This window comes from Nocardia sp. NPDC056541 (assembly GCF_042794235.1).
Lineage (GTDB): Bacteria > Actinomycetota > Actinomycetes > Mycobacteriales > Mycobacteriaceae > Nocardia.
The window spans coordinates 174,851-194,284 of the sequence record NZ_JBHTUD010000007.1 but is presented as its reverse complement, the minus strand read 5'-3'; the positions used below and the strand labels follow the sequence as shown (position 1 = coordinate 194,284).

At 68.3% G+C, this 19,434-nt stretch carries 18 protein-coding genes; 6 read left to right on the top strand and 12 right to left on the bottom strand.

Translation table 11 applies throughout. The features are described 5' to 3' along the window. Window positions 1-7: 7 nt before the first annotated feature. From ACFQ9R_RS14450 to ACFQ9R_RS14430, 5 genes are all read right to left on the bottom strand, one after another. On the bottom strand, window positions 8-832 hold the full coding sequence (locus ACFQ9R_RS14450; RefSeq protein WP_378990994.1) for an ABC transporter permease: 825 nt from the start codon (window positions 830-832) through the stop codon (window positions 8-10). Then, complete coding sequence (locus ACFQ9R_RS14445; protein WP_378990992.1) at window positions 829-1,815, bottom strand: ATP-binding cassette domain-containing protein; 987 nt, start codon at window positions 1,813-1,815, stop codon at window positions 829-831. The genes ACFQ9R_RS14450 and ACFQ9R_RS14445 overlap by 4 nt, the downstream gene beginning before the upstream one ends. Window positions 1,816-1,874: 59 nt before the next feature. Next, window positions 1,875-2,999, bottom strand: coding sequence for an o-succinylbenzoate--CoA ligase (gene menE, locus ACFQ9R_RS14440; RefSeq protein ID WP_378991233.1), 1,125 nt, complete (start codon window positions 2,997-2,999; stop codon window positions 1,875-1,877). A 358-nt stretch (window positions 3,000-3,357) separates the two neighbouring features. Next, window positions 3,358-3,750 (bottom strand): VOC family protein, encoded by a 393-nt coding sequence (locus ACFQ9R_RS14435; protein WP_378990991.1) that lies wholly within the window; start codon window positions 3,748-3,750, stop codon window positions 3,358-3,360. Between the two features lie 13 nt (window positions 3,751-3,763). After that, complete coding sequence (locus tag ACFQ9R_RS14430; protein ID WP_056816187.1) at window positions 3,764-4,657, bottom strand: 1,4-dihydroxy-2-naphthoyl-CoA synthase; 894 nt, start codon at window positions 4,655-4,657, stop codon at window positions 3,764-3,766. Between the two features lie 141 nt (window positions 4,658-4,798). On the opposite strand from ACFQ9R_RS14430, the gene ACFQ9R_RS14425 reads away from it, so the two are divergent. From ACFQ9R_RS14425 to menD, 3 genes are all read left to right on the top strand, one after another. Then, complete coding sequence (locus ACFQ9R_RS14425; RefSeq protein ID WP_056814402.1) at window positions 4,799-5,245, top strand: DUF6918 family protein; 447 nt, start codon at window positions 4,799-4,801, stop codon at window positions 5,243-5,245. 364 nt (window positions 5,246-5,609) lie between these two features. Beyond that, a complete protein-coding gene (locus ACFQ9R_RS14420; protein WP_378990990.1) occupies window positions 5,610-5,867 on the top strand; it encodes a hypothetical protein in 258 nt (85 codons plus the stop codon). A gap of 258 nt (window positions 5,868-6,125) precedes the next feature. Next, window positions 6,126-7,757, top strand: a complete 1,632-nt coding sequence (gene menD / locus ACFQ9R_RS14415) for a 2-succinyl-5-enolpyruvyl-6-hydroxy-3-cyclohexene-1-carboxylic-acid synthase (RefSeq protein ID WP_378990988.1) — start codon at window positions 6,126-6,128, stop codon at window positions 7,755-7,757. Between the two features lie 59 nt (window positions 7,758-7,816). Here menD and ACFQ9R_RS14410 read toward each other — a convergent pair whose 3' ends face one another. Next, window positions 7,817-8,071, bottom strand: coding sequence for a hypothetical protein (locus ACFQ9R_RS14410; RefSeq protein WP_378990986.1), 255 nt, complete (start codon window positions 8,069-8,071; stop codon window positions 7,817-7,819). A gap of 181 nt (window positions 8,072-8,252) precedes the next feature. On the opposite strand from ACFQ9R_RS14410, the gene ACFQ9R_RS14405 reads away from it, so the two are divergent. Then, window positions 8,253-8,843, top strand: a complete 591-nt coding sequence (locus ACFQ9R_RS14405) for a TIGR03086 family metal-binding protein (protein WP_378990984.1) — start codon at window positions 8,253-8,255, stop codon at window positions 8,841-8,843. A gap of 25 nt (window positions 8,844-8,868) precedes the next feature. On the opposite strand, the gene ACFQ9R_RS14400 is transcribed toward ACFQ9R_RS14405, so the two are convergent. Then, window positions 8,869-9,501: a TetR/AcrR family transcriptional regulator C-terminal ligand-binding domain-containing protein gene (locus tag ACFQ9R_RS14400; protein WP_378990983.1), complete on the bottom strand. Its 633-nt coding sequence runs from the start codon at window positions 9,499-9,501 to the stop codon at window positions 8,869-8,871. 82 nt (window positions 9,502-9,583) lie between these two features. Between ACFQ9R_RS14400 and ACFQ9R_RS14395 the strand changes: the two genes are divergently transcribed. Further along, window positions 9,584-10,630 carry an aldo/keto reductase gene (locus tag ACFQ9R_RS14395; RefSeq protein ID WP_378990980.1) on the top strand — a complete coding sequence of 349 codons (1,047 nt, stop codon included), beginning with the start codon at window positions 9,584-9,586 and terminating at the stop codon, window positions 10,628-10,630. Window positions 10,631-10,635: 5 nt separating this feature from the next. Here ACFQ9R_RS14395 and ACFQ9R_RS14390 read toward each other — a convergent pair whose 3' ends face one another. The 4 genes from ACFQ9R_RS14390 to ACFQ9R_RS14375 all read right to left on the bottom strand — a co-directional run bounded on the left by ACFQ9R_RS14390 (window position 10,636) and on the right by ACFQ9R_RS14375 (window position 17,511). Further along, the gene (locus ACFQ9R_RS14390; RefSeq protein WP_378990978.1) at window positions 10,636-14,892 is read right to left on the bottom strand and encodes a molybdopterin-dependent oxidoreductase; all 4,257 of its coding nucleotides are present in this window, start codon (window positions 14,890-14,892) and stop codon (window positions 10,636-10,638) included. A gap of 198 nt (window positions 14,893-15,090) precedes the next feature. Beyond that, on the bottom strand, window positions 15,091-15,804 hold the full coding sequence (locus tag ACFQ9R_RS14385) for a demethylmenaquinone methyltransferase (RefSeq protein ID WP_378990977.1): 714 nt from the start codon (window positions 15,802-15,804) through the stop codon (window positions 15,091-15,093). Between the two features lie 51 nt (window positions 15,805-15,855). After that, a complete protein-coding gene (locus tag ACFQ9R_RS14380; protein ID WP_378990975.1) occupies window positions 15,856-16,998 on the bottom strand; it encodes a glycosyltransferase family 4 protein in 1,143 nt (380 codons plus the stop codon). 72 nt (window positions 16,999-17,070) lie between these two features. Further along, window positions 17,071-17,511, bottom strand: a complete 441-nt coding sequence (locus tag ACFQ9R_RS14375; protein WP_378990973.1) for a DUF3592 domain-containing protein — start codon at window positions 17,509-17,511, stop codon at window positions 17,071-17,073. 85 nt (window positions 17,512-17,596) lie between these two features. Between ACFQ9R_RS14375 and ACFQ9R_RS14370 the strand changes: the two genes are divergently transcribed. Continuing rightward, window positions 17,597-18,094 (top strand): DUF2505 domain-containing protein, encoded by a 498-nt coding sequence (locus tag ACFQ9R_RS14370; protein WP_378658681.1) that lies wholly within the window; start codon window positions 17,597-17,599, stop codon window positions 18,092-18,094. Window positions 18,095-18,143: 49 nt separating this feature from the next. Here ACFQ9R_RS14370 and ACFQ9R_RS14365 read toward each other — a convergent pair whose 3' ends face one another. Beyond that, window positions 18,144-19,409 carry a geranylgeranyl reductase family protein gene (locus ACFQ9R_RS14365; protein WP_378990972.1) on the bottom strand — a complete coding sequence of 422 codons (1,266 nt, stop codon included), beginning with the start codon at window positions 19,407-19,409 and terminating at the stop codon, window positions 18,144-18,146. Between the last annotated feature and the right edge of the window lie 25 nt (window positions 19,410-19,434).

Below are 19,434 nucleotides of genomic sequence, written 5' to 3'. Positions count from 1 at the left end.
GCGGTGTTCAGGCGCGGCGCATGTAGGCCCGCACCGCAAGCGGCGCGAAGATCGCGATCACCACGAGTGATCCGACCAGCGACCAGACGAGGTCGGTGCCGTAACTGTTGGTGTTCATCAGCTCTCGGCAGGTGTTGACCATGTAGTACACAGGGTTGACGTGGTTGAGACCCTGCATCCAGCCCGGCATGGTGCTCACCGGGGCGAAGGCGCCCGACATGAACGTCAGCGGGAACATCACCATCATCGAGATGCCCTGCACCGACGCGGCACTCTTGCCGGTGACGCCCACCAGCGCCCAGATCCAGCTGACCGCGAACGAGCACACCACGACCACCAGGCAGGCCGCGACCACCCCGACCAGACCGCCGCCGGGCCGGTAGCCCAGGCAGAGCCCGACCAGCACGGTCAGCGTCGAGGCGATGGCGTAGCGCACCATGTCGGCCAGTAGCGCACCGGACAGTGCCGAGACCCGGGCGATGGGCAGGGATTTGAAGCGGTCGAACACGCCCTTGTCCATGTCCTCACGCAACTGCGTGCCGGTGACCACCGAGGTCAGCACCACGGTTTGCACGAGAATGCCCGGGATGAGCACCGGCAGATAGCCGGACACGCTGCCCGAGATCGCGCCGCCGAAGATGTAGGTGAACAGCGCCGTGAACAGGATCGGCTGCACCGTCACGTCGAAGAGCTGTTCGGGATTGTGTTTGATCTTGAGCAGGCCGCGATAGGCCATCGTGAACGAGGTGGAGATCGTGTCGCGCAGGCTGATTCGGTCGCTGGCCTGGGGAATGTCGTCGATGGCTGTGGGAGCGGTGAGAACTGCGGTCATGCCGCGCTCCGTTCGGTGTCGTCGGATTCGTCGGCCGGGTGGCCGGTGATGGTGAGGAAGACTTCGTCCAGCGTCGGCTTGCTGACGGTGATCTCCTCGACCCCGATCTCCCAGTCGCGCAACCGGATCAGCAGGTCGGCGGTGAGATTCGGGTCGGGCAGCGGCGCGGTGAGCCTGCCCGCCTCGGGGCTGATCTGCGCGCTCACGTCGAGGAAGTCGCCGACGATGCGGCGGGCCTCGTCGAGCTGCTCGGGATCGACCAGGGTCAGGTGGACCGACGCGCCGCCGATGGAGGCCTTGAGCTCGTCGGCGGTGCCGTCGGCGATCACCTTGCCGCGGTCGATCACCGCGATCCGGTCGGCCAGCTGGTCGGCCTCGTCGAGGTACTGGGTGGTGAGCAGCACCGTCGCGCCCTCGCGGACCAGCCTGCGGATGGTGTCCCACATCTGCGCGCGGGTGCGGGGATCGAGGCCGGTGGTCGGCTCGTCGAGGAACAGCAGGGGCGGGGTGGAGATGAGGCTGGCAGCGAGGTCGAGGCGCCTGCGCATACCGCCGGAGAAGTTCTTCAACGGCTTGGACGCGGCCTCGACGAGGTCGAATTCCTCGAGCAGCTCGACGGCTTTGCGCCGGGCATCGCCCCTGCTCAGGCCGAGCAGGCGGGCGAAGATGATCAGGTTCTCGGTGGCGGTGAGTTCCTCGTCGACCGAGGCGTACTGGCCGGTGACGCCGATCAGCGAGCGCACCGCGTTCGGTTCGGCCACGACGTCGCGGCCGAAGATCCGGGCGCTACCGCCGTCGGGGCGGAGCAGGGTCGCCAGCATCTTGATGGTCGTGGTCTTGCCCGCGCCGTTCGGTCCGAGCACGCCGTACACAGCGCCGCGCGGCACCGTCAGGCTGACCCCGTCGACCGCCCGCTGCTTCCCGAACACCTTGACCAGCCCGTCCGCCTCGACGGCGAGGGATGAAGTGGGTGTGTAAGTCATGAGCACTACCGTGCCCACCCCGACTTGCACGCCCCTTGCGCAGCGCTGTCGTCGTGCGGCTACTCGGCCAGCAGGAGCGTGCGCAGGGCCGCGCGGTCGGGCTTGCCGGGGCCGCGGAGCGGGATTTCGGACAGGACGGCCAGTTCACGCGGTGCGGCGATCGAGTCGAGTTCGGCCACTACGTGGGCACGTAGTTCGTCCAGTGTCGGCGCGGCACCGGGTGTCGGCACGATCGCGACCGCGACCCGCTGACCCAGCCGTTCATCGGGCAGGCCGAGCACGATGCATTCGCGGATACCGGGGTGGTTGGCCAGCACAGCCTCCACCACCTGCGGAATCACCAGCAGTCCGCCGGTCATGATCGCCTCGTCGAGGCGGCCCGAAATCGAGAGCACACCGTCGTCGAAGGAGCCCGCGTCTTCGGTCCGGAACCAGCCGGGCTCGGCGAAGGCCGGGTGATCGGGCAGATTGCGGTAACCGCGCGCGATCATCGCACCGCCCAGAATGACGCGACCGTCCTCGATCCGCACCTCGGTGCCGTCGAGCGGCACGCCCTCGTAGACGCACCCGCCGCAGGTCTCGCTCATCCCGTACGTGCGAACCACCGTGATGCCGAGGTCGCGCGCCCGGTCCAGCACCGGCGCGGGCGTGGCCGCACCGCCGACCAGGACACCGTCGAGTTCGGCCAGCGCCTTGGCCGCTATCGGCGAATCCAGCGACTTGATCAGCTGGGTGGGTACCAGTGCGGTGTAACGACGCGGTCCGCGCATCGCGCCGACAGCGCCGGCCAGCGCCTCGGGCAGGAATCCGCCCGACACGTCGAGCACGGTCGGCTCGGTACCGGCGAGAATGCTGCGCAGCAGTACCTGGATACCGGCGATGTGATGGGTGGGCAGCGCCAGCAGCCAACTGCCCGGCCCGCCGAGACGGTCGTGGGTGGCGTTACCGCTGGCACGCAGTGCCTCGGCGCCGAGCAGCGCGCCCTTGGGGATACCGGTGGTGCCCGAGGTCGTCACGACCAGCGCGACATCGTCATCGATCGGATCGCCCGGTTTGAGCGCGTCGGAGAGTCTGCGCGCCTCCCGGCGATCGGTGGTCGGGATCGGTAGCCACGCCGGGCCGCTGCCGTTGAGGGCTTGGCGCAGGTGGGGCATCACTTCGCTCACCCCGGCGCCGGTCGGCATCTGCAGCGTCCGCAGGGTTCTGCTCACGCCGCGGCCTCGCTGGCGCTCGGCCGCACCGTGCGCATCGCGCGCTGGCACATGATTCGCTCGCTGTGCTCCCTCATGCCCACCACCTCCGGAAACAGCTTGCCGCGCGCCCTCACGGCTTCGATCGTGTCATGCGACCGACAAGACCCGGCCAACGGGTCGGTTTGTCGGGAAACGGGTCGGGAAAGCCAGACATAGCGACTGCGATTCAGTAGATGGACAACACCACTCGCACTGCGGTCCGGACGGCGTCGGTCGGGCGCTTGCTCGCAGCTATCGTGCGCGGCCGAGCCGTCATCGGCAACTCGGCTCGGCCGCGGGCACAGCCCTCTCACTCCGGTGACCAGCGCTGATCCCGCCGGATCGGATGTTCGGCGGGAACCTGCACCAGCACGATGGCGACCCCGTCCGGATCGCGCACCCACATCTCCCACAGACCCCAGTGTTCGAGCACCGGTGCGCGCTCGATCTCGATTCCCTTCAGCGCCAACTCCGCCGCCGCGTCCTCGACATCGCGCACCTGCAACCAGATCGCGCCGTCGAAGGTGCCTGCCTGCCCGCTGCCACCGTGTGCGGCGACCTCGAGCAGCGACTGCCCGGCGAAGAACACCGTGCCGCCCGGGTACTCCCGCGCGATCGCCAAGCCGAGGCTGTCGCGGTAGAACGCCAGCGTGCGACCGTAGTCGCTGGGACGCACGATGATCCGGCTGTTGAGAATCTCCATGGGGTGTCCGTTCTCAGAAGTACCAGGGGTAGGGCGTCCAATCGGGCTTGCGCTTCTCCAAGAACGAGTCTCGGCCCTCGACCGCTTCGTCGGTCATGTACGCCAGGCGAGTCGCCTCGCCCGCGAACAGCTGCTGACCGACCAGGCCATCATCGAGCAGGTTGAACGCGTACTTCAGCATGCGCTGCGCCTGCGGCGATTTGCCGTTGATGTCGGCGGTCCACTCGAGCGCGACGTTCTCCAACTCGTCGTGATCGACGACCTTGTTCACCGCACCCATCTGGTGCATCTCCTCGGCCGTGTACGGCCTGCCGAGGAAGAAGATCTCGCGCGCGAACTTCTGGCCAACCATCTTCGCCAGATACGCGCTGCCGTAACCACCGTCGAACGAACCGACGTCGGCGTCGGTCTGCTTGAACCGCGCGTGCTCGCGCGAGGCGAGCGTCAGATCGCAGACCACGTGCAGGCTGTGCCCGCCACCCGCCGCCCAACCGTTGACCAGCGCGATCACCACCTTGGGCATGAAACGGATCAGCCGCTGCACCTCGAGGATGTGCAGTCGGCCCGCGCGCGCCGCGTCGACCGTGTCGGCGGTCTCGCCGTCGGCGTACTGGTAGCCGTTGCGGCCGCGGATGCGCTGGTCACCACCGGAACAGAACGCCCAGCCACCGTCCTTCTCGCTCGGACCGTTGCCGGTGAGCAGCACAGCGCCCACGTCGGGGCTCATCCGCGCGTGATCGAGCGCGCGGTACAGCTCGTCGACGGTGTGCGGACGGAATGCGTTACGGACCTCGGGCCGGTCGAACGCGACCCGCACCGTGCCCTGCTCGATATGGCGGTGATAGGTGATGTCGGTCAGGTCCTCGAACCCGGGGACGGGCTGCCACAGCTTCGGATCGAAAGTCACGACCACGATTATTGCCCTACCTTCCGACGTCGCGGTACGAGGTCGTAACACTGCAGCTCGAGCGGTCGCCGCATACTCTGAGCACCCGATGCGTATAGTTGCGCCTGCTCGTACATCGAACCGATCCGGAGGAACCTGAAAGTGGTTGCAGCACTGTCTGAATCCCTGCTCGACGACGCCAAGCGTCCGGCTTTCCTTGCTGACGCCGTCGAGGTGCTCGACGCCGAGGTCTCGGACAAAGGTGGTGCGTCCGGCCTGGCAGTGAAGGGTGGCTACGCGGCGGTCAAGAAGATCAGCCCGACCATCGTTCCCGACGGCCTCGCGTCGCTGGCGCCGAAACTGCTCGACCAGCTCCAGCCGTACTGGGCGGAGTTCACCACCTCCGGCACCGGCACCTTCGCCGATCTGCTGGCCGCGAAGTCCGATGAGGTTGCCGAGTCGCTGCTGGCCGTCACCGACGCCCGCGCCGAGTCGTCCACCCGGCCTGCGCTGAAGAAGGTGTACTCGTCGATGCGTGGTTCGGCCAAGAAGCACGTCATCGAGGCACTGCCGCGCGTCGGCGATCTGGTGCAGAAGCACGCAGGCTGAGCGGTAAGGCGAGGTAGCCCTCGCCGCGATCGTCCGATTGGGCCGGTGTGAGTTCGGGTAACCGAACCGCACCGGCCTTTTCGCGTTCGTGGGTGACCACCCTCACGCAACAGGGGTGTGCGGTGGTGGCGGACACATCGATTCCCGGTCGGCGGTAAATTCCGGGTCGGTCTGTGTGAGGAATATTACCGCTCCGGTGAACGCCAGGATAATTGCGGGTTGCCACGAATTCGTCATATGCGCGTGCGTCATCTTCGCGATTGACAACTACCCGGCCTTATCGGTTACGTTGCCAATCAAGCGATTCGAAAGGTGAATTGCTTCAAGTGACTGCATTGCACAGGTCGAAAGGAAGTTTGCTCACATGATCTCTCGCAAGACCCTCGCCGCCACCGGTGCTGCCGCTGCCGCCGCTGTCATGTTCTTCGGTCCCGCCGTCGCGAGCGCCGACACCGGCTCCGCCGAGGCCTCTACCGGCTCGGCTGACGTGCTGACCGGCTCGTCCTCGGGTTCCGGCGTGCTCGAGTCGGGCAGCGCCGCTGCCGACAGCGCCACCTCCGCTGTTCTCAACATCATCGAGTCCATCACGGGCATCCAGGATCTCACCGCCCCCGCGGAGTGAGCTGACTCTTCGTTCGGCCGGCCTTTTACCGGGTTGGCGGAAATTCCGGCGGCGGGCGTCTTGCTCGTCGCCGGATTTCTTTCTTTTGTTGTTCTCTTTGCGATTTCATGAATATCGATTGCTGCTGGATATCAATAGCTGTCCGGCTCTTCGGTAATTGGTTGAGGCGTTCGTAAATCGATACGCCGCCCGGCTCGGTGACGCACGCAACGCGGGCCGGGGGCAGACGGGTGCGCGCCGGTCTGACAGGCTGTGATTGTGAATCCGTCTACTGCGCAGGCTCGAGTGGTCGTCGACGAGCTCGTCCGCGGCGGCGTCCGCGAAGTGGTGCTGTGCCCCGGATCGCGTAACGCGCCACTGGCCTTCGCGCTGCAGGCGGCGGACGCGGCGGGCGAGCTGCGGCTGCACATGCGCGTCGACGAGCGCACCGCGGGATTTCTCGCGATCGGTCTCGCGGTGTCGTCCGGGCGGCCGGTTCCGGTTGTGATGACCTCCGGCACCGCGGTGGCGAACCTGGGGCCGGCGGTCCTGGAGGCCAACTACGCGCGGGTGCCGCTGATCGTCGTCAGTGCCAACCGGCCCTACGAGATGCTCGGTACCGGCGCCAATCAGACGGTGGAACAGCTCGGGCTGTTCGGCTCTCAGGTGCGTGCCACGATCAGCCTCGGGCTGGCCGAAGCCGAAGCGGGGGAGTCGGCCTACCCGCGACAGAACAGTGTGTGGCGTTCGTCGGTGTGCCGGGTGCTCGCCGCCGCGCGCGGAACCCGTTCCGGCAACGCGGGTCCGGTCCAGTTCGACATTCCGCTGCGGGAACCGCTGGTCCCGGAGCTGTCCGACGACCCGCTGCCCCTCGGCCGCGAGGGCGACCGGCCGTGGACGGCAACCCAGTACGCCACCCTCGACGTGCCGCTCGACATCGATCTGACGCCCGACACCGTCGTCATCTCCGGCCACGGCGCCCGGCTGCTGCCCGAACTCGCCGCGCTGCCGACGGTGGCCGAGCCGACCGCGCCGATGCACGGCCCCGCCCTGCATCCGCTCGCGCTGTCGCGGCTGAAGCCCACCCAGGCGATCATCACCGGTCGCCCCACCCTGCACCGGCAGGTCTCGCGCGTGCTGGCCGATCCGGACGTCACCGTGTTCGCGCTCACCACCGGTCCGCGCTGGCCCGATGTCTCCGGCAATGTCGTCGGCACCGGCACTCGCGCGGTGACCACCGGCGCGCCCGCGCCCGCGTGGCTGGCGCGCTGCTCCGAACTGAACCAGCAGGCCGAATCGGTGGTGCGGGCCGAGCTGGCCGCGCATCCCAAGGCGACCGGCCTGCATGTGGCGGCCGTGGTCATGGACGGACTACGCGAAGGCGATCAGCTGCTGCTCGGTGCGTCGAACCCGGTGCGCGACGCCGCCCTGGTCTCGCATCCACGGCCGGGTATCCGGGTGCTGTCCAATCGCGGCGTGGCCGGGATCGACGGCACGGTCTCCGGTGCCGTCGGTGCCGCGCTGGCGCATCCGGGCCGCACCGTGGCGCTGATGGGTGACCTCACCTTTCTGCACGATGCGTCCGGCCTGCTGATCGGTCGTGGCGAACCACGCCCGGACAACCTCACGATCGTCGTCGCCAACGACGACGGCGGCGGCATCTTCGAGCTGCTCGAACAGGGCGACCCGCAGTACGCGGGCGTGTTCGAGCGGGTTTTCGGCACACCGCACGGCATGGATCTGGCCGCACTGTGTGCCGCCTACCGCATCCCGCACCGTCAGCTCGATCCCGCCGAACTGGCCGTGGAACTGGCCGCCGACGCGCACGGTCTGCGGGTGCTCGAGGTGGCGACCGAGCGTTCCAGCCTGCGTGAACTGCACGCGGGTCTGCGGACGAAGATCGCCGGTTAGGCGAACCTCCGCCCTCGCCGCGGCCGTGCGCGAACGGCGGTCGAACGCTGTCGCGCCCGTCAGCCTTCCTCGGCGACGGTGAACTCCTCGCCGCCCTCGTCGAAGGGGACGGGGATGGTCTGTTCGATCACGTCCGCCGGATTCGCGGTCTCGGCCTCACGGGCGATGGTGGCCGCCATCTCGTCGGTGTAGTCGGCGGCGTCGGAGTAGGCGGGATCGTCGGGGTCGTCATCGCGGAAGGCGGACTGTTCCTGTTCGACGCGATCGGCCTCGGGGACCTCGTCCAGTGGGCGAGAGCTTTCGTAGTCGATCATCGGTGCTCCTCGTTCGTCGGCCTGCTCGATCGGTTGAGCCTCGGACGTGATGTGACGCTGATCGGGTCCTGCGCTGTCCAGGGTGCGCCGATCCGGTGCCCGCGGCAACCCGCACCGATGACTTTCCGGCGACGGTGTCGTCTGCATGAGTGCAGCCACCTGCCATCGCTGAGGAGCGCTCATGGAACCACAGTTCGATTTCGAACCAGCCGCCCGATCGCTGGCCGCGGTCGTCGACGGCATCACCGACGACCAGCTCGCCGACCCGACGCCGTGCGCCGAGTCCACGGTGCGCGATCTGCTCGCCCACGTGGTGGGGCTGACCGAGGCGTTCCGCCAGGCCGCGACCAAGGAGTCGATCGGCCGGTCCGTGCCACCGCCCGCCGGTTCCGACAGCCCGCTGCCCGATGACTGGCGCACTCGCATCGCCGCGCAGCTCGAGACGTTGACGTCGGTGTGGCGCGTGCCCGAGGCATGGGAGGGTGACACCGAGGCCGGTGGAGTGGAGCTGCCCGCCGCGGTCATGGCGATCGTCGCGCTCGACGAGATCACCATCCACGCGTGGGATCTCGCCGTCGCCACCGGACAGCATGTGACCGTCGCCCCCGCGGACCTCGCGATCCTGCACGAGTTCCTGCGCGAGACCGACCCCGCCGGCACTCCCGGCTTGTTCGGCCCGGTCGTCGAGATCCCGGCCGACGCTTCCGCCTTCGACCGACTGCTCGGTCTCACCGGTCGCGACCCGGCCTGGCGTTCCCCGGCGGTCGCCTAGCACCGCGCTCCGTCGTCCCCTGCGTTCAGTCGTCGAGGCTCTCCGCGGCGATGACGAATGTCCCCGCGGCGGCGGCGATGGCGGCGGCCCGGGCCGATCGGTCGGCGATGTCGTCGTCGATGGGATCGCCGCTGGCCAGTAATCGGTAGTAGAGCGGCGCGGAGACCGCGGAGAGCACGGCGCGCGGGTCGGTGCCGACGGGCGCCTCGCCACGGAGGACGGCGGCCTCGACACACGGCGCCCATTCGTTGAGCCGGGTGTCGTAGAAGGTGTGCAGCGCGGCGGCGGTGGCATCGTCGCAGGTGGCGGCCGCGATGACCGCGCGAAACAGGTTGCTCTGGCGACCGTCGGCGAGAGTCTTCGCCACCAGGCGGGCGTTCGCGGTCAGATCGTCGAGCAGTGAGCCGGTGTCGGCGCGGGGCAGTGACTGCTCGGCCATGTCGACGAGTAGATCGGCGACCAACCCCGCGGGTGTGCGCCAGCGGCGGTAGACAGTTGTCTTGCCGACCCCGGCACCGGTGGCGACCTCGGTCAGGTCGAGATGCGCGAATCCGCGGTCCGCCAGCAGATCACCGGCCACTTCCAGGACGGACTCGCGCACCCGGGCGGTGCGTCCACCAGGCCGAACGGAGCCCGGCCAAGCGATGTCGTGGTCCATAACGGAACTCCTGTTTCATTTAGCGCGCATCGGGTGTACTGTCGATCGTGTTAACGAAACTATAGACCCTTTAGGAGCTCTCATGGAGTACCGACGGCTCGGCGCATCTGGTCTTCTCGTTCCGGCACTCGGCTTCGGCGCGGGTACTTTCGGCGGTCGCGGTGCGCTGTTCAGCGCATGGGGTGATACCGATGCCGCGCAGGCCAGGCGCTTGATCGACATCAGCGTGGAGGCCGGCGTCACCCTGTTCGACACGGCCGACGTCTATTCCGACGGCGCGTCGGAGAAGGTACTCGGCGCGGCGATCAAGGGCAGGCGCGAACAGGTGCTGCTGTCGACCAAATCGGCGCTGCCCACCGGCCCCGGCCCCCACGAGGCGGGCTCGAGCCGCGCCAGGCTGATCCGCGCCGTCGACGCCTCGCTGCGCCGCCTCGGCACCGACTACCTCGACCTGTTCCAGCTGCACGCCTTCGACGCGGGCACGCCGCTGGCGGAAACACTCACAGCCCTGGACGATCTGGTGCGGGCAGGCAAGATCCGCTATCTCGGCGTCTCCAACTTCGCCGGCTGGGAACTGATGAAAACACTCGCTACCGCCGAGGCTCTCGGCCTGGAAAGGCCGGTGGCGCACCAGGTCTACTACTCGCTGGTCGGTCGCGACTACGAATGGGAATTGATGCCGCTCGGTGCCGACCAGGGCGTCGGCTCCATCATCTGGAGTCCGCTCGGCTGGGGCAGGCTCACCGGCAAAATCCGTCGCGGACAACCGCTTCCGGCGGGAAGCAGACTGCACGAGACGGCTCAGGCGGGTCCGCCCGTCGACGACGAACGGCTCTACGACGTTGTCGAGGTGCTCGATCGTATCGCCGCCGAAACCGGCCGCAGCGTTCCGCAGATCTCGCTGAACTGGCTGCTCACCCGGCCCACGGTCGCCACGGTGTTGATCGGCGCCCGCAACGAGGAGCAGTTACGCCAGAACCTCGGTGCGGTCGGTTGGCAGCTCGACCCCGAACACCTGGCCGCGCTCGATGCGGCGAGTGCGACGACACCCCCGTACCCCTACTACCCGTACCACCGGCTCCCCGACTTCGCCCGGCTCAACCCGCCGACGATCCACGCGGCGGCCTGATCGGATCAGTACACGTCGCGCACGTACCGCTTCTCGGCGACGAGCTGCTTCTTGAAGGCCAGCGCGCCGGCCTCGTCCAGCTTTCCGTGGATCTGGGCGATTCGCAGCAGGGTGTCGTCGACATCCTTGGCCATCCGGGCGGCATCACCGCAGACATAGAAGTGGCCGCCGTCGCGCAGCCACGACCACAGCTCGGCGCCGTGCTCGATCATTCGGTGCTGGACATAGACCCGCTCGCGCTGATCGCGGGAGAAGGCGAGGTCGAGCCGGGTGAGGAAACCGGAGCGGAACATGTCTTCGAGCTCGGCGCGGTAGTAGAAGTTCTGGGCGGCGTGCTGGTCGCCGAAGAACAGCCAGTTGCGACCGGTCGCGCCGATGGCCCGGCGCTCGTGCAGGAAACCGCGGAAGGGAGCGATACCGGTACCCGGCCCCACCATGATCATCGGGGCGTTCGGGTCCAACGGCGGACGGAAATGCGGTGCCCGCTGCAGAAAGATCGGCACCTCGGTCGTGCCCCGGTCGGCCAGGAAGGTCGAGCACACCCCACCGCGCCGTGCCGAGGTGCCCACCGGGTCGCCGTAGCGGACGACACCGACCGTCAGCTGCACCTCGTCGGGCGTGGTCAAAGGACTCGACGAGATCGAATACTGGCGTGGTTGCAGCTTTTTCAGTGCGCCCAGCCAGTCGACGAGATCGGTGCGTACCGGGAAGTCGCGCAGCACGTCGACCGCCTGGCGGTCCCACAGGTAGGAGGCGAGCTCATTGCGATTGTCGCGGCGCAGCAGCTTGGCCAGCTGTGGGTGTGGGTTGCGCTCGCCGATGAAGCCGAGCAGGTCCTGGCTCACCTTGGTGATGTCGTAGTGGGTGCGCAGGGCATCGGTGAGCGTGAGTTCGCGGTCGTCGACCTCGATCACGCGCCGGCCGTCGAGTCCGGTGCAGGTGAGCCATTCGTCGACCAGATCGGGACAGTTGGCGGGCAGCACGCCCAGCGAATCGCCCACTTCGTACCCGGCGTCGAGGTCGTGCAGGTCGAAACCGAAGCGCCGCACCTCTTTCGGTGAGCCGGGTGCACTGAGGATCTCGTTGCGCATCAGGGTGGCGCGGACCGGCGACTGGCGGGTGAACGGAGCGGCGGCGGCGGCGCGTTTCGCTCGGGCGGGCGCGAGTTGCCGGTCGAGCACGGTCGTTCCACCGCGACCGGCCGGTGACGGCATCGCACGGCCCGAATCGGCGTGCCGGGCAACGTTGCTGGTGCCGATCGAATCGCGGCCGTTCGATGCGCCGACGAGCGAGGCATCGCGGCCGCGCGGAGCGCCACCGGTCGGACCGCCGTCGTCGGGCGATCCGCTGGTGATCGCGATCAGGACATCGTCGAGCCACTGATCGGCGGTGTCGGCGAAATCGGGCTCGCTGTCCACCCGCGCCAGCAGTCGCTTCGCGCCCCGTTCGGCGAACAGGGTGTCGAGCTTGCGGCCATGGCCACAGAAGTCGTCGTAGGAGGAATCGCCGAGCGCGAACACCGCGTACCGAACACCGTTGAGGCGAATGATGCTGTCTTCGAGCCTGGTCCAGAAGTCGGCACCGTTGTCCGGCGGGCCACCGTCACCGAAGGTGCTGGTGACGAGGAGAACGTCACCGGTGATCGAGGTCAGCTCGCACGAATCCATGTCGAGCAACGACGGCGTGAGTCCCGCCTCCGAGAGGCGGGCCGCGACGGTGGCGGCCAGTTCTTCGGCGTTGCCGGTCTGGGAGGCCCACAGGACGGTGACCGGGTGGGAGTCGGGGCTGTTGGTGGCTTCGGTGGCGGCGCCTGCGTTGCGGGAGTACATGCCGGCCAGCAGTCCGTCGACCCACAGGCGTGACTGTGTCGACAACGGTGCGCTCACCGGAAGCACCGGCTGCCCGGTCACCGGTAGCGACTGCAGGGCGGCGAGGTAACCGCCGAGATAGATGCGCTCGGTCTCGCTGAGCGTGGGGGAGATGCCGGCGTCGAGGCCGAGGATCCCGGCCAGTGGATGCGCGGCCGGTTGTGCGGGCAGCTGCGCGGGGTGCGGGGGTGCTTGCTCAGGTGTGGCGGCCGGGCCGACCCGGCGCAGCGCCACCGCGCACGCCTTGAACTCCGGCTGCAACGAGGCCGGATCCACCGCGTCGTTGGTGACCGCGTTGATCGTCAGATATTCGCCCTGTTCGTCATTCCAGTGGAAAGGAGCAAAACAATCACCAGGTCGCACCCGGTCGCTGATCCGCACCGGCAGCACAGCACGGCCCCGGCGCGACGCGATCTCGAGCTGATCGCCCGGCTTCAGATCGAGCTTCTCGGCGTCGGTGGGATGAACTTCGACGAACGGCTCACCGTTCAGCTTCGTCAGCTTGGCGACCTTGCCTGTCTTGGTCATCGTGTGCCACTGATGCTGCAGCCGACCGGTATTGAGCAGGAAAGGGTAGTCGTCGTCGGGCAGTTCGGCGGCGGGCATATGCGGGCGGGGAAAGAACACCGCGCGCCTGCTCGCTGTAGCGAAAGCCAGCCGCGGGGTGGTGCCGTCGGCCGCCGTGTGCAGCGGCTGATGGGTGCCGTCGTTGAGATAGCGGATCGGGTTGCGCGGGGTATCCGCGTCATTGCACGGCCACTGCATCGACCCCTGTGCCAGGCGTTCGTAGCTCATACCGCTGAGGTCGTAGCCGGTGGCCGGGTTGGTGAACTGCCGCAGCTCGGCGAACACCTCGGCGCTGGAGGCGAAGTCGAAGCCCGGGAAACCCATCGCCGTGGCAACCTGGGCGATCAGCAGCCAGTCCGGTCGCGCGTCGCCGATCGGGTCGACCGACTGCTGCAACAGGGTGACGTTGCGCTCCGAATTCACCATCACCGCATCGGCTTCGGCCCACAGTGCGGCGGGCAGCAGCAGGTCGGCGTAGGCGTTGGTCGCGGTCTCGGCGTAGGCATCCTGCACCACGACCAACTCGGCCGCCTCGAGGCCCGCGATCACCGTTTTGCGGTTGGCCACGGTGGCCACGGGATTGGTGCAGATGATCCACGCGGCCTTGATCTCACCGTCGGCCAACCCGCGGAACATGTCGATCGTGCCGGGGCCCGACTCGGTGCGCAGGGTGCCGTCGGGCAGATCCCAGGCGGTTTCGACGAAGGTGCGGTCGGCGGGGGAGAGCAGGCTGCGTTGCCCGGGCAGGCCGGGGCCCATGTAACCCATCTCGCGGCCGCCCATGGCGTTGGGCTGGCCGGTGAGCGAGAAGGGCCCACTGCCCGGCCTGCAGATGGTGCCGGTGGCCAGGTGCAGGTTCACCAGCGCGTTGGTGTTCCAGGTGCCGTGCGTGGACTGATTGAGCCCCATCGTCCACAGCGACATCCACTCGCCGGCTTCGGCGATCATCGTGGCCGCGGTGCGGATATCGGCTTCGGCGAGGCCGGTCAGTTCCGCGACGCGGTCCGGGGGATAGTCGGCGAGGAACTCGGGCATCGCATCCCAGCCCTCGGTGTGCTCGGCGATGAAGTCGGTGTCGATCGCACCGGCGGTGACCAGCAGGTGCAGCAACCCGTTGAGCAGGGCGAGGTCGGTACCCGGTGCGATCTGCAGGAACAGGTCGGCGCGCGCGGCGGTATCGGTGCGGCGTGGGTCGACCACGATCAGCTTGGCGCCCGCCTTGAGCCGGTCGGCCATACGCAGATACAGGATGGGGTGGCAGTCGGCCATGTTCGCGCCGCTGACCAGGAACAGGTCGGCGTGTTCGAAGTCGTCGTAGGAACCGGGCGGCCCGTCCGCGCCGAGCGACTGCTTGTAGCCGGTGCCCGCGCTGGCCATGCACAGGCGCGAGTTGGCCTCGATGTGTTTGGTCCGCAGGTAGCCCTTGGCCAGTTTGGTGGCCAAGTACTGGGCTTCCAGCGACATCTGCCCCGAGACGTAGAGGGCGATCGCGTCGGGGCCGTGCTCGTCGAGGATCGCGCGCAGGCGGGTGGCGGTTTCGTGAACGGCCTCGTCGACCGGCAGTGGGACGGGGACCTGCCCGCGTTCGGGGCGCCGGTAGGCGGTGTCCATCCGGCCGGGCGCGGCCATCATCTCCGCGTGAGTGGCGCCCTTGGTGCACAGCCTGCCCGCGTTCGCCGGATGCAGCTTGTCGCCGCTGACCTTCGCGATCAACCGCGCGCCAGACTGATCAGTCTTTGTCTGGACGTTTATGCCGCAGCCGACGCCACAATACGAGCACTGTGTACGCACAGTGTCCGTGCCGCGGCCGTCCGCTTCCCCTGTCATGACTCGATCATCCGCATCGGTCGTTGCGCTCGATTTACCGAACGTTATGTCCAGGTGACAATCGACCTCACAAGACGAAATCCCGACGGTGAGGATTCGGCCCGAATATCACCCCTGATCAGGGCGCATTCCGGGCTGTCGGCGCACGACCACGGACGAGTCGGGGTGACCGGACTCACCCCCGCCGCCGCCGGTGTTTCAGCCCAGTTTGTAGCCGCGGTGCAGTGCCACCACACCACCGGTGAGGTCACGCCACTGCACCGAGTCCCAGCCGGCGTCCGCGACCCGGCGGGCCAGCCTGCGCTGGTTCGGCCAGGCACGGATCGACTCGGCCAGGTACACGTACGCGTCCGGGTTGGAGCTCACGGCGCGTGCCACCCGGGGCAGCGCCTTCATCAGGTACTCCATGTACACGGTGCGGAACGGTCCGAACACCGGTGTGGAGAACTCGCAGACCACCACCCGGCCGCCCGGTTTGGTCACCCGCAGCATCTCGCGCAGTGCCAGATCGATGTCGGCGACATTGCGCAGCCCGAACGAGATGGTCACCGCGTCGAACGAATCATCGGCGAACGGCAGCGCCATCGCATCGCCGGCCACCATCGGCACCTGCCGGAACCGGCCCGCCGCGAGCATCCCCTGGGAGAAGTCGGCGGCCACACACCAGGCGCCGGACTTGCCGAGTTCCACGGTCGAGACGCCGGTACCCGCGGCCAGGTCGAGGACACGCTCGCCGGGACGCAGCGCGAGAGCACGTCGCGTCGCCCACCGCCAGTACCGGTCCTGGCCACCGGAGATGACCGTATTGGTGAGGTCGTAGCGCTTCGCCACACCGTCGAACATCGACGCGACCTCGTGGGGTTGCTTGTCCAGCGAAGCCCGAATCGGTTCTCGCTGCTCTGTTGTCGCCACGCACCGAGCTTAGAGTTTTTTCGCCGCGATAGCGCGGGTGGGTTGCGCCACTCAGGCCGTGCGCGGCAATCGCTCGCGCATCCCGGTGACGTCGGCGTAGTGACCCATCAGCTCGGTGCAGACCGCGGGCCAGGTGCGGTGCAGCACCGACTTGCGCGCCGCCGCCGCGAACCGGCCGCGCTGGCCCGCGTCACGCAGGGCCGACACCGCGCTCGGCAGCAATTCCGCGAACCGGTCGACCGGCAGCAGATACCCGTTGCGGCAGTGCGAGATCAGATCCCGTGGCCCACCGGCATCGGGCCCGATCACCGGCACACCGGAGGACAGCGCTTCCTGCACGCCCTGACAGAACGTCTCGTGCTCGCCGGGATGCACCATCACGTCCAGGCTGGCGTAGTGCGTGGCCAGCTCGCTGCCACCCAGTTCGCCGGTGAACACCGCGTCCGGCATCACTCTGCGCAGCCGGGCCCGTTCCGGTCCGTCGCCCACCACGACGAGCTGGATCGACGGGTCACCGGCCAGTGCGGCCAGCCGTTCCACGTGCTTCTCCGGTGCGAGCCTGCCCACGAATCCGACGACGAGCCGGTCACTGGAACCGAGCCAGCTCGCCCGCAGCTCGGCACTGCGCGCGGCCGGGTTGAACCGGGCGATATCCACGCCACGGCCCCAGCGGTGCACCCGGGGAATCCCGTGCTCGGCGAGATCGTGCGCGGCCGCCGACGACGGTGCCAGCGTGCGGGTGGCGCCCTCGTGGATCCGGCGCGTCCACGCCCACGCGGCCCGTGCGGCCAGCCCGAGCCCGTAGCTTTTGGCGAACCCGGCCACATCGGTCTGATACACCGCGACGGTCGGCAGATCCAAGCGCGTCGCCGCGGCGAGCCCACCCGCGCCGAGCAGGAACGGCGAGGCCAGGTGCACCACATCGGGATCGAATGCGGCGATGGCGGCGGTGATGCCCGGTTGTGGCAGGCCCACCGGCAGCGAACTCACCTTCGGCACCATCATCGCGGGCACGCGGTGCACCGGGAATCGGCCGTGGAAGCGAGGTGCGGGTGGGGCGCCGCGCAGGGAATCGGGCGCCACGATCATCGCGTCGTGACCGTGCTGGTCCAGGTGATCCAACACCCGCAGCACGGAGTTGACGACGCCGTTCATGTTCGGCAGGAAAGACTCCGAGACGATGGCTACGCGCACTCTTCCAGGGTGACCGCCACACCGCGCGACACCCCCACACCGACGTGAAGCCGGGGCGAACAGCAAACGAAGTTACGACTCGCGCTGCTTGCGGCGCACGATCCAGAGCACCGGCAGGGCGAGCGCCCACGCCACGAAGACCACCGAGGCTGCCGGGATGATCGCCACCCGTGCGTCGCGCCCGGCCACCCGGACCAGGTCGGGGTCACGCGTGCTGTACTCCACGTTGATCCGCTGACCAGCGGTCAGATTCGTCGGATACAGGATGCCGACCTTCGGATTGTGGGTCACGCTGTCGGGCGTCACATAGATCACCGCCGAACGTAACCGGCCCGCCGACAGCACCTCGCCGGAGGTCACGCCACGATGATGCTCGATTTCGAAGTCGTTGCGCCAGGCCGCGAGTACCAGCAACACCATCAGCACGCTGACCACGGTCGCTGCCCCGACCACCCACACCCGAACCCGGCGCAGGCGCTTGTTCCGCCGCTCCGACAGGCTGGTTTCCGACACCCACCACACAGTACCGGTCACCTAGGGGACCGGAAGTTCCCGCACGCGCCGACGCCCCACGAGTCCCTCCCCTAACATTCCCGCTATGTCCCGCAAATTCAGCTTCACCGTGCCCTACACCGTCCCGGTCGAAGAGCTTCACCGGGCACTTGTCGACGACGCCGTCTGGCAGGCGCGTTTCGCCGGCGCCGAGACCGCGACCATCGAACTCTCCCATCCCGACGGCCCCGATTCGATCACCATCCATATGACCGAAACCCCCGGTAAGGACAAGGTTCCCGCGCTGGTGCGCAAGGTGCTCAAGAGCGATCTCGTCCTGGTCCGCACCGACAACTGGCAGCCACTGGCAGGCGAGGTCGCCAAGGGCAGTTTCACCGGCAACACCAGCGGCATCACCACCGAGATGTCGGGCACCTATGAACTGCGGCCCACCGCCGAGGGCAGCGAGATCGAGGTCGTCGGGACGGTCAAGGTGAAGGTTCCGCTGGTCGGCGGCGCTATCGAGCCGCTGGCCGAACAGTTGCACCAGCGCGTCCTGAACAGCGAACGCAAATTCATCGAGAACTGGTTCGCCAAGCTCTGAGCCGACAGCGCGGGTGCCGCTCCAGTGAGCGGCACCCTCGCGTCGGCCATCAGCTGAACGGCGGGAGTTCGTCGGCCCGCAGCGACGCCCGTCCGGCCGCTCGCCAGGCGCGGGCCGTGAGGTCGAGGTCCTCGTCGGTCACCAGATTGCCCATCACCCGAACCGCCGTGCGCTGCAGATACTTCGAGCGCATCACCGGCGGCCCCCCGAGTGGGACCATCTTCGGCTGGGTGGCCAGGCCGGCGAGCCTGCGCGCCACGGAGAAGGTGCGTCCGTAGTGGTCACGCAGCAACTGTGGCCACGCCAGGCTCAGATCGGGTTCGTCGAGCAGGTCCGCGAGCATGTGCCCGCCTTCCAGGCCGTAGTCGATGCCTTCGCCGTTGAGCGGGTTCACGCAGCCCGCGGCGTCACCGACCAGCACCCAGTTCGGGCCCGCCACGTTCGACACCGCGCCGCCCATCGGCAGCAGCGCCGAGGCCACCGCGCGCAGTTCGCCCTCGAGTTCCCATTCCTCGCGACGCAGCTGGGTGTAGTGCTCGAGCAGCGGCTTGAGGGCGACGTGCGAGGGCCGCGCCTCGGTGGCCAGCGAGCCGACGCCGATGTTCACCTCGCCGTTGCCGAGCGGGAAGATCCAGCCGTAGCCGGGGACCAGCTCGTCGGCGGCATTGCGCAGCTCCAGATGCGAGGAGATCCACTGATCGTCGCTGCGACCGGACTTGATGTAGGCGCGGGCCGCGGTCCCGTAGGCGTAGCGGCGATGCCAGGTGCGACCCAGCTGTTTTCCGACGGGGGAGCGCACACCGTCGGCCACCACCAGTACCCGGCAGCGCACCGTGTGGGTGGCCGCGCCGATCCGCACCGTCACCCCGGTGACCCGCTCACCCTCGCGTAATACCTCGGTGACCTTCGCGCCGTCGACCATCCTCGCACCCGACTTGATCGCGGTCTCGCGCAGTTTGTCGTCGAGTTCGGTTCGTGGAACCGCACTTCCGTACGTCGGGAACGACCCACCCGGCCACGGCAGCAGCGCTTCCTTGCCGAAACCCGCCATCCGCAGGCCGTGGTTCACGGTGTGCGCGCGCAACCATTCGCCGAGACCCAGATGTTCCAGCTCGGCGGTGGCGCGGGGCGTCAGCCCGTCACCACACGTCTTGTCGCGCGGGAAAACCGCCGAATCGAGCAGGAGCACATCGCGTCCGGCGCGCGCGGCCCACGCCGCCGACGCGGAACCGGCGGGCCCTGCCCCGACGACCAGCACCTCGACGGTGGCAGGCAGCGGAGCGCGGTCGGCAGGGGTGAGATCCGGTGAACCCATGGCTCAATACTGGCACTGTCGGCCG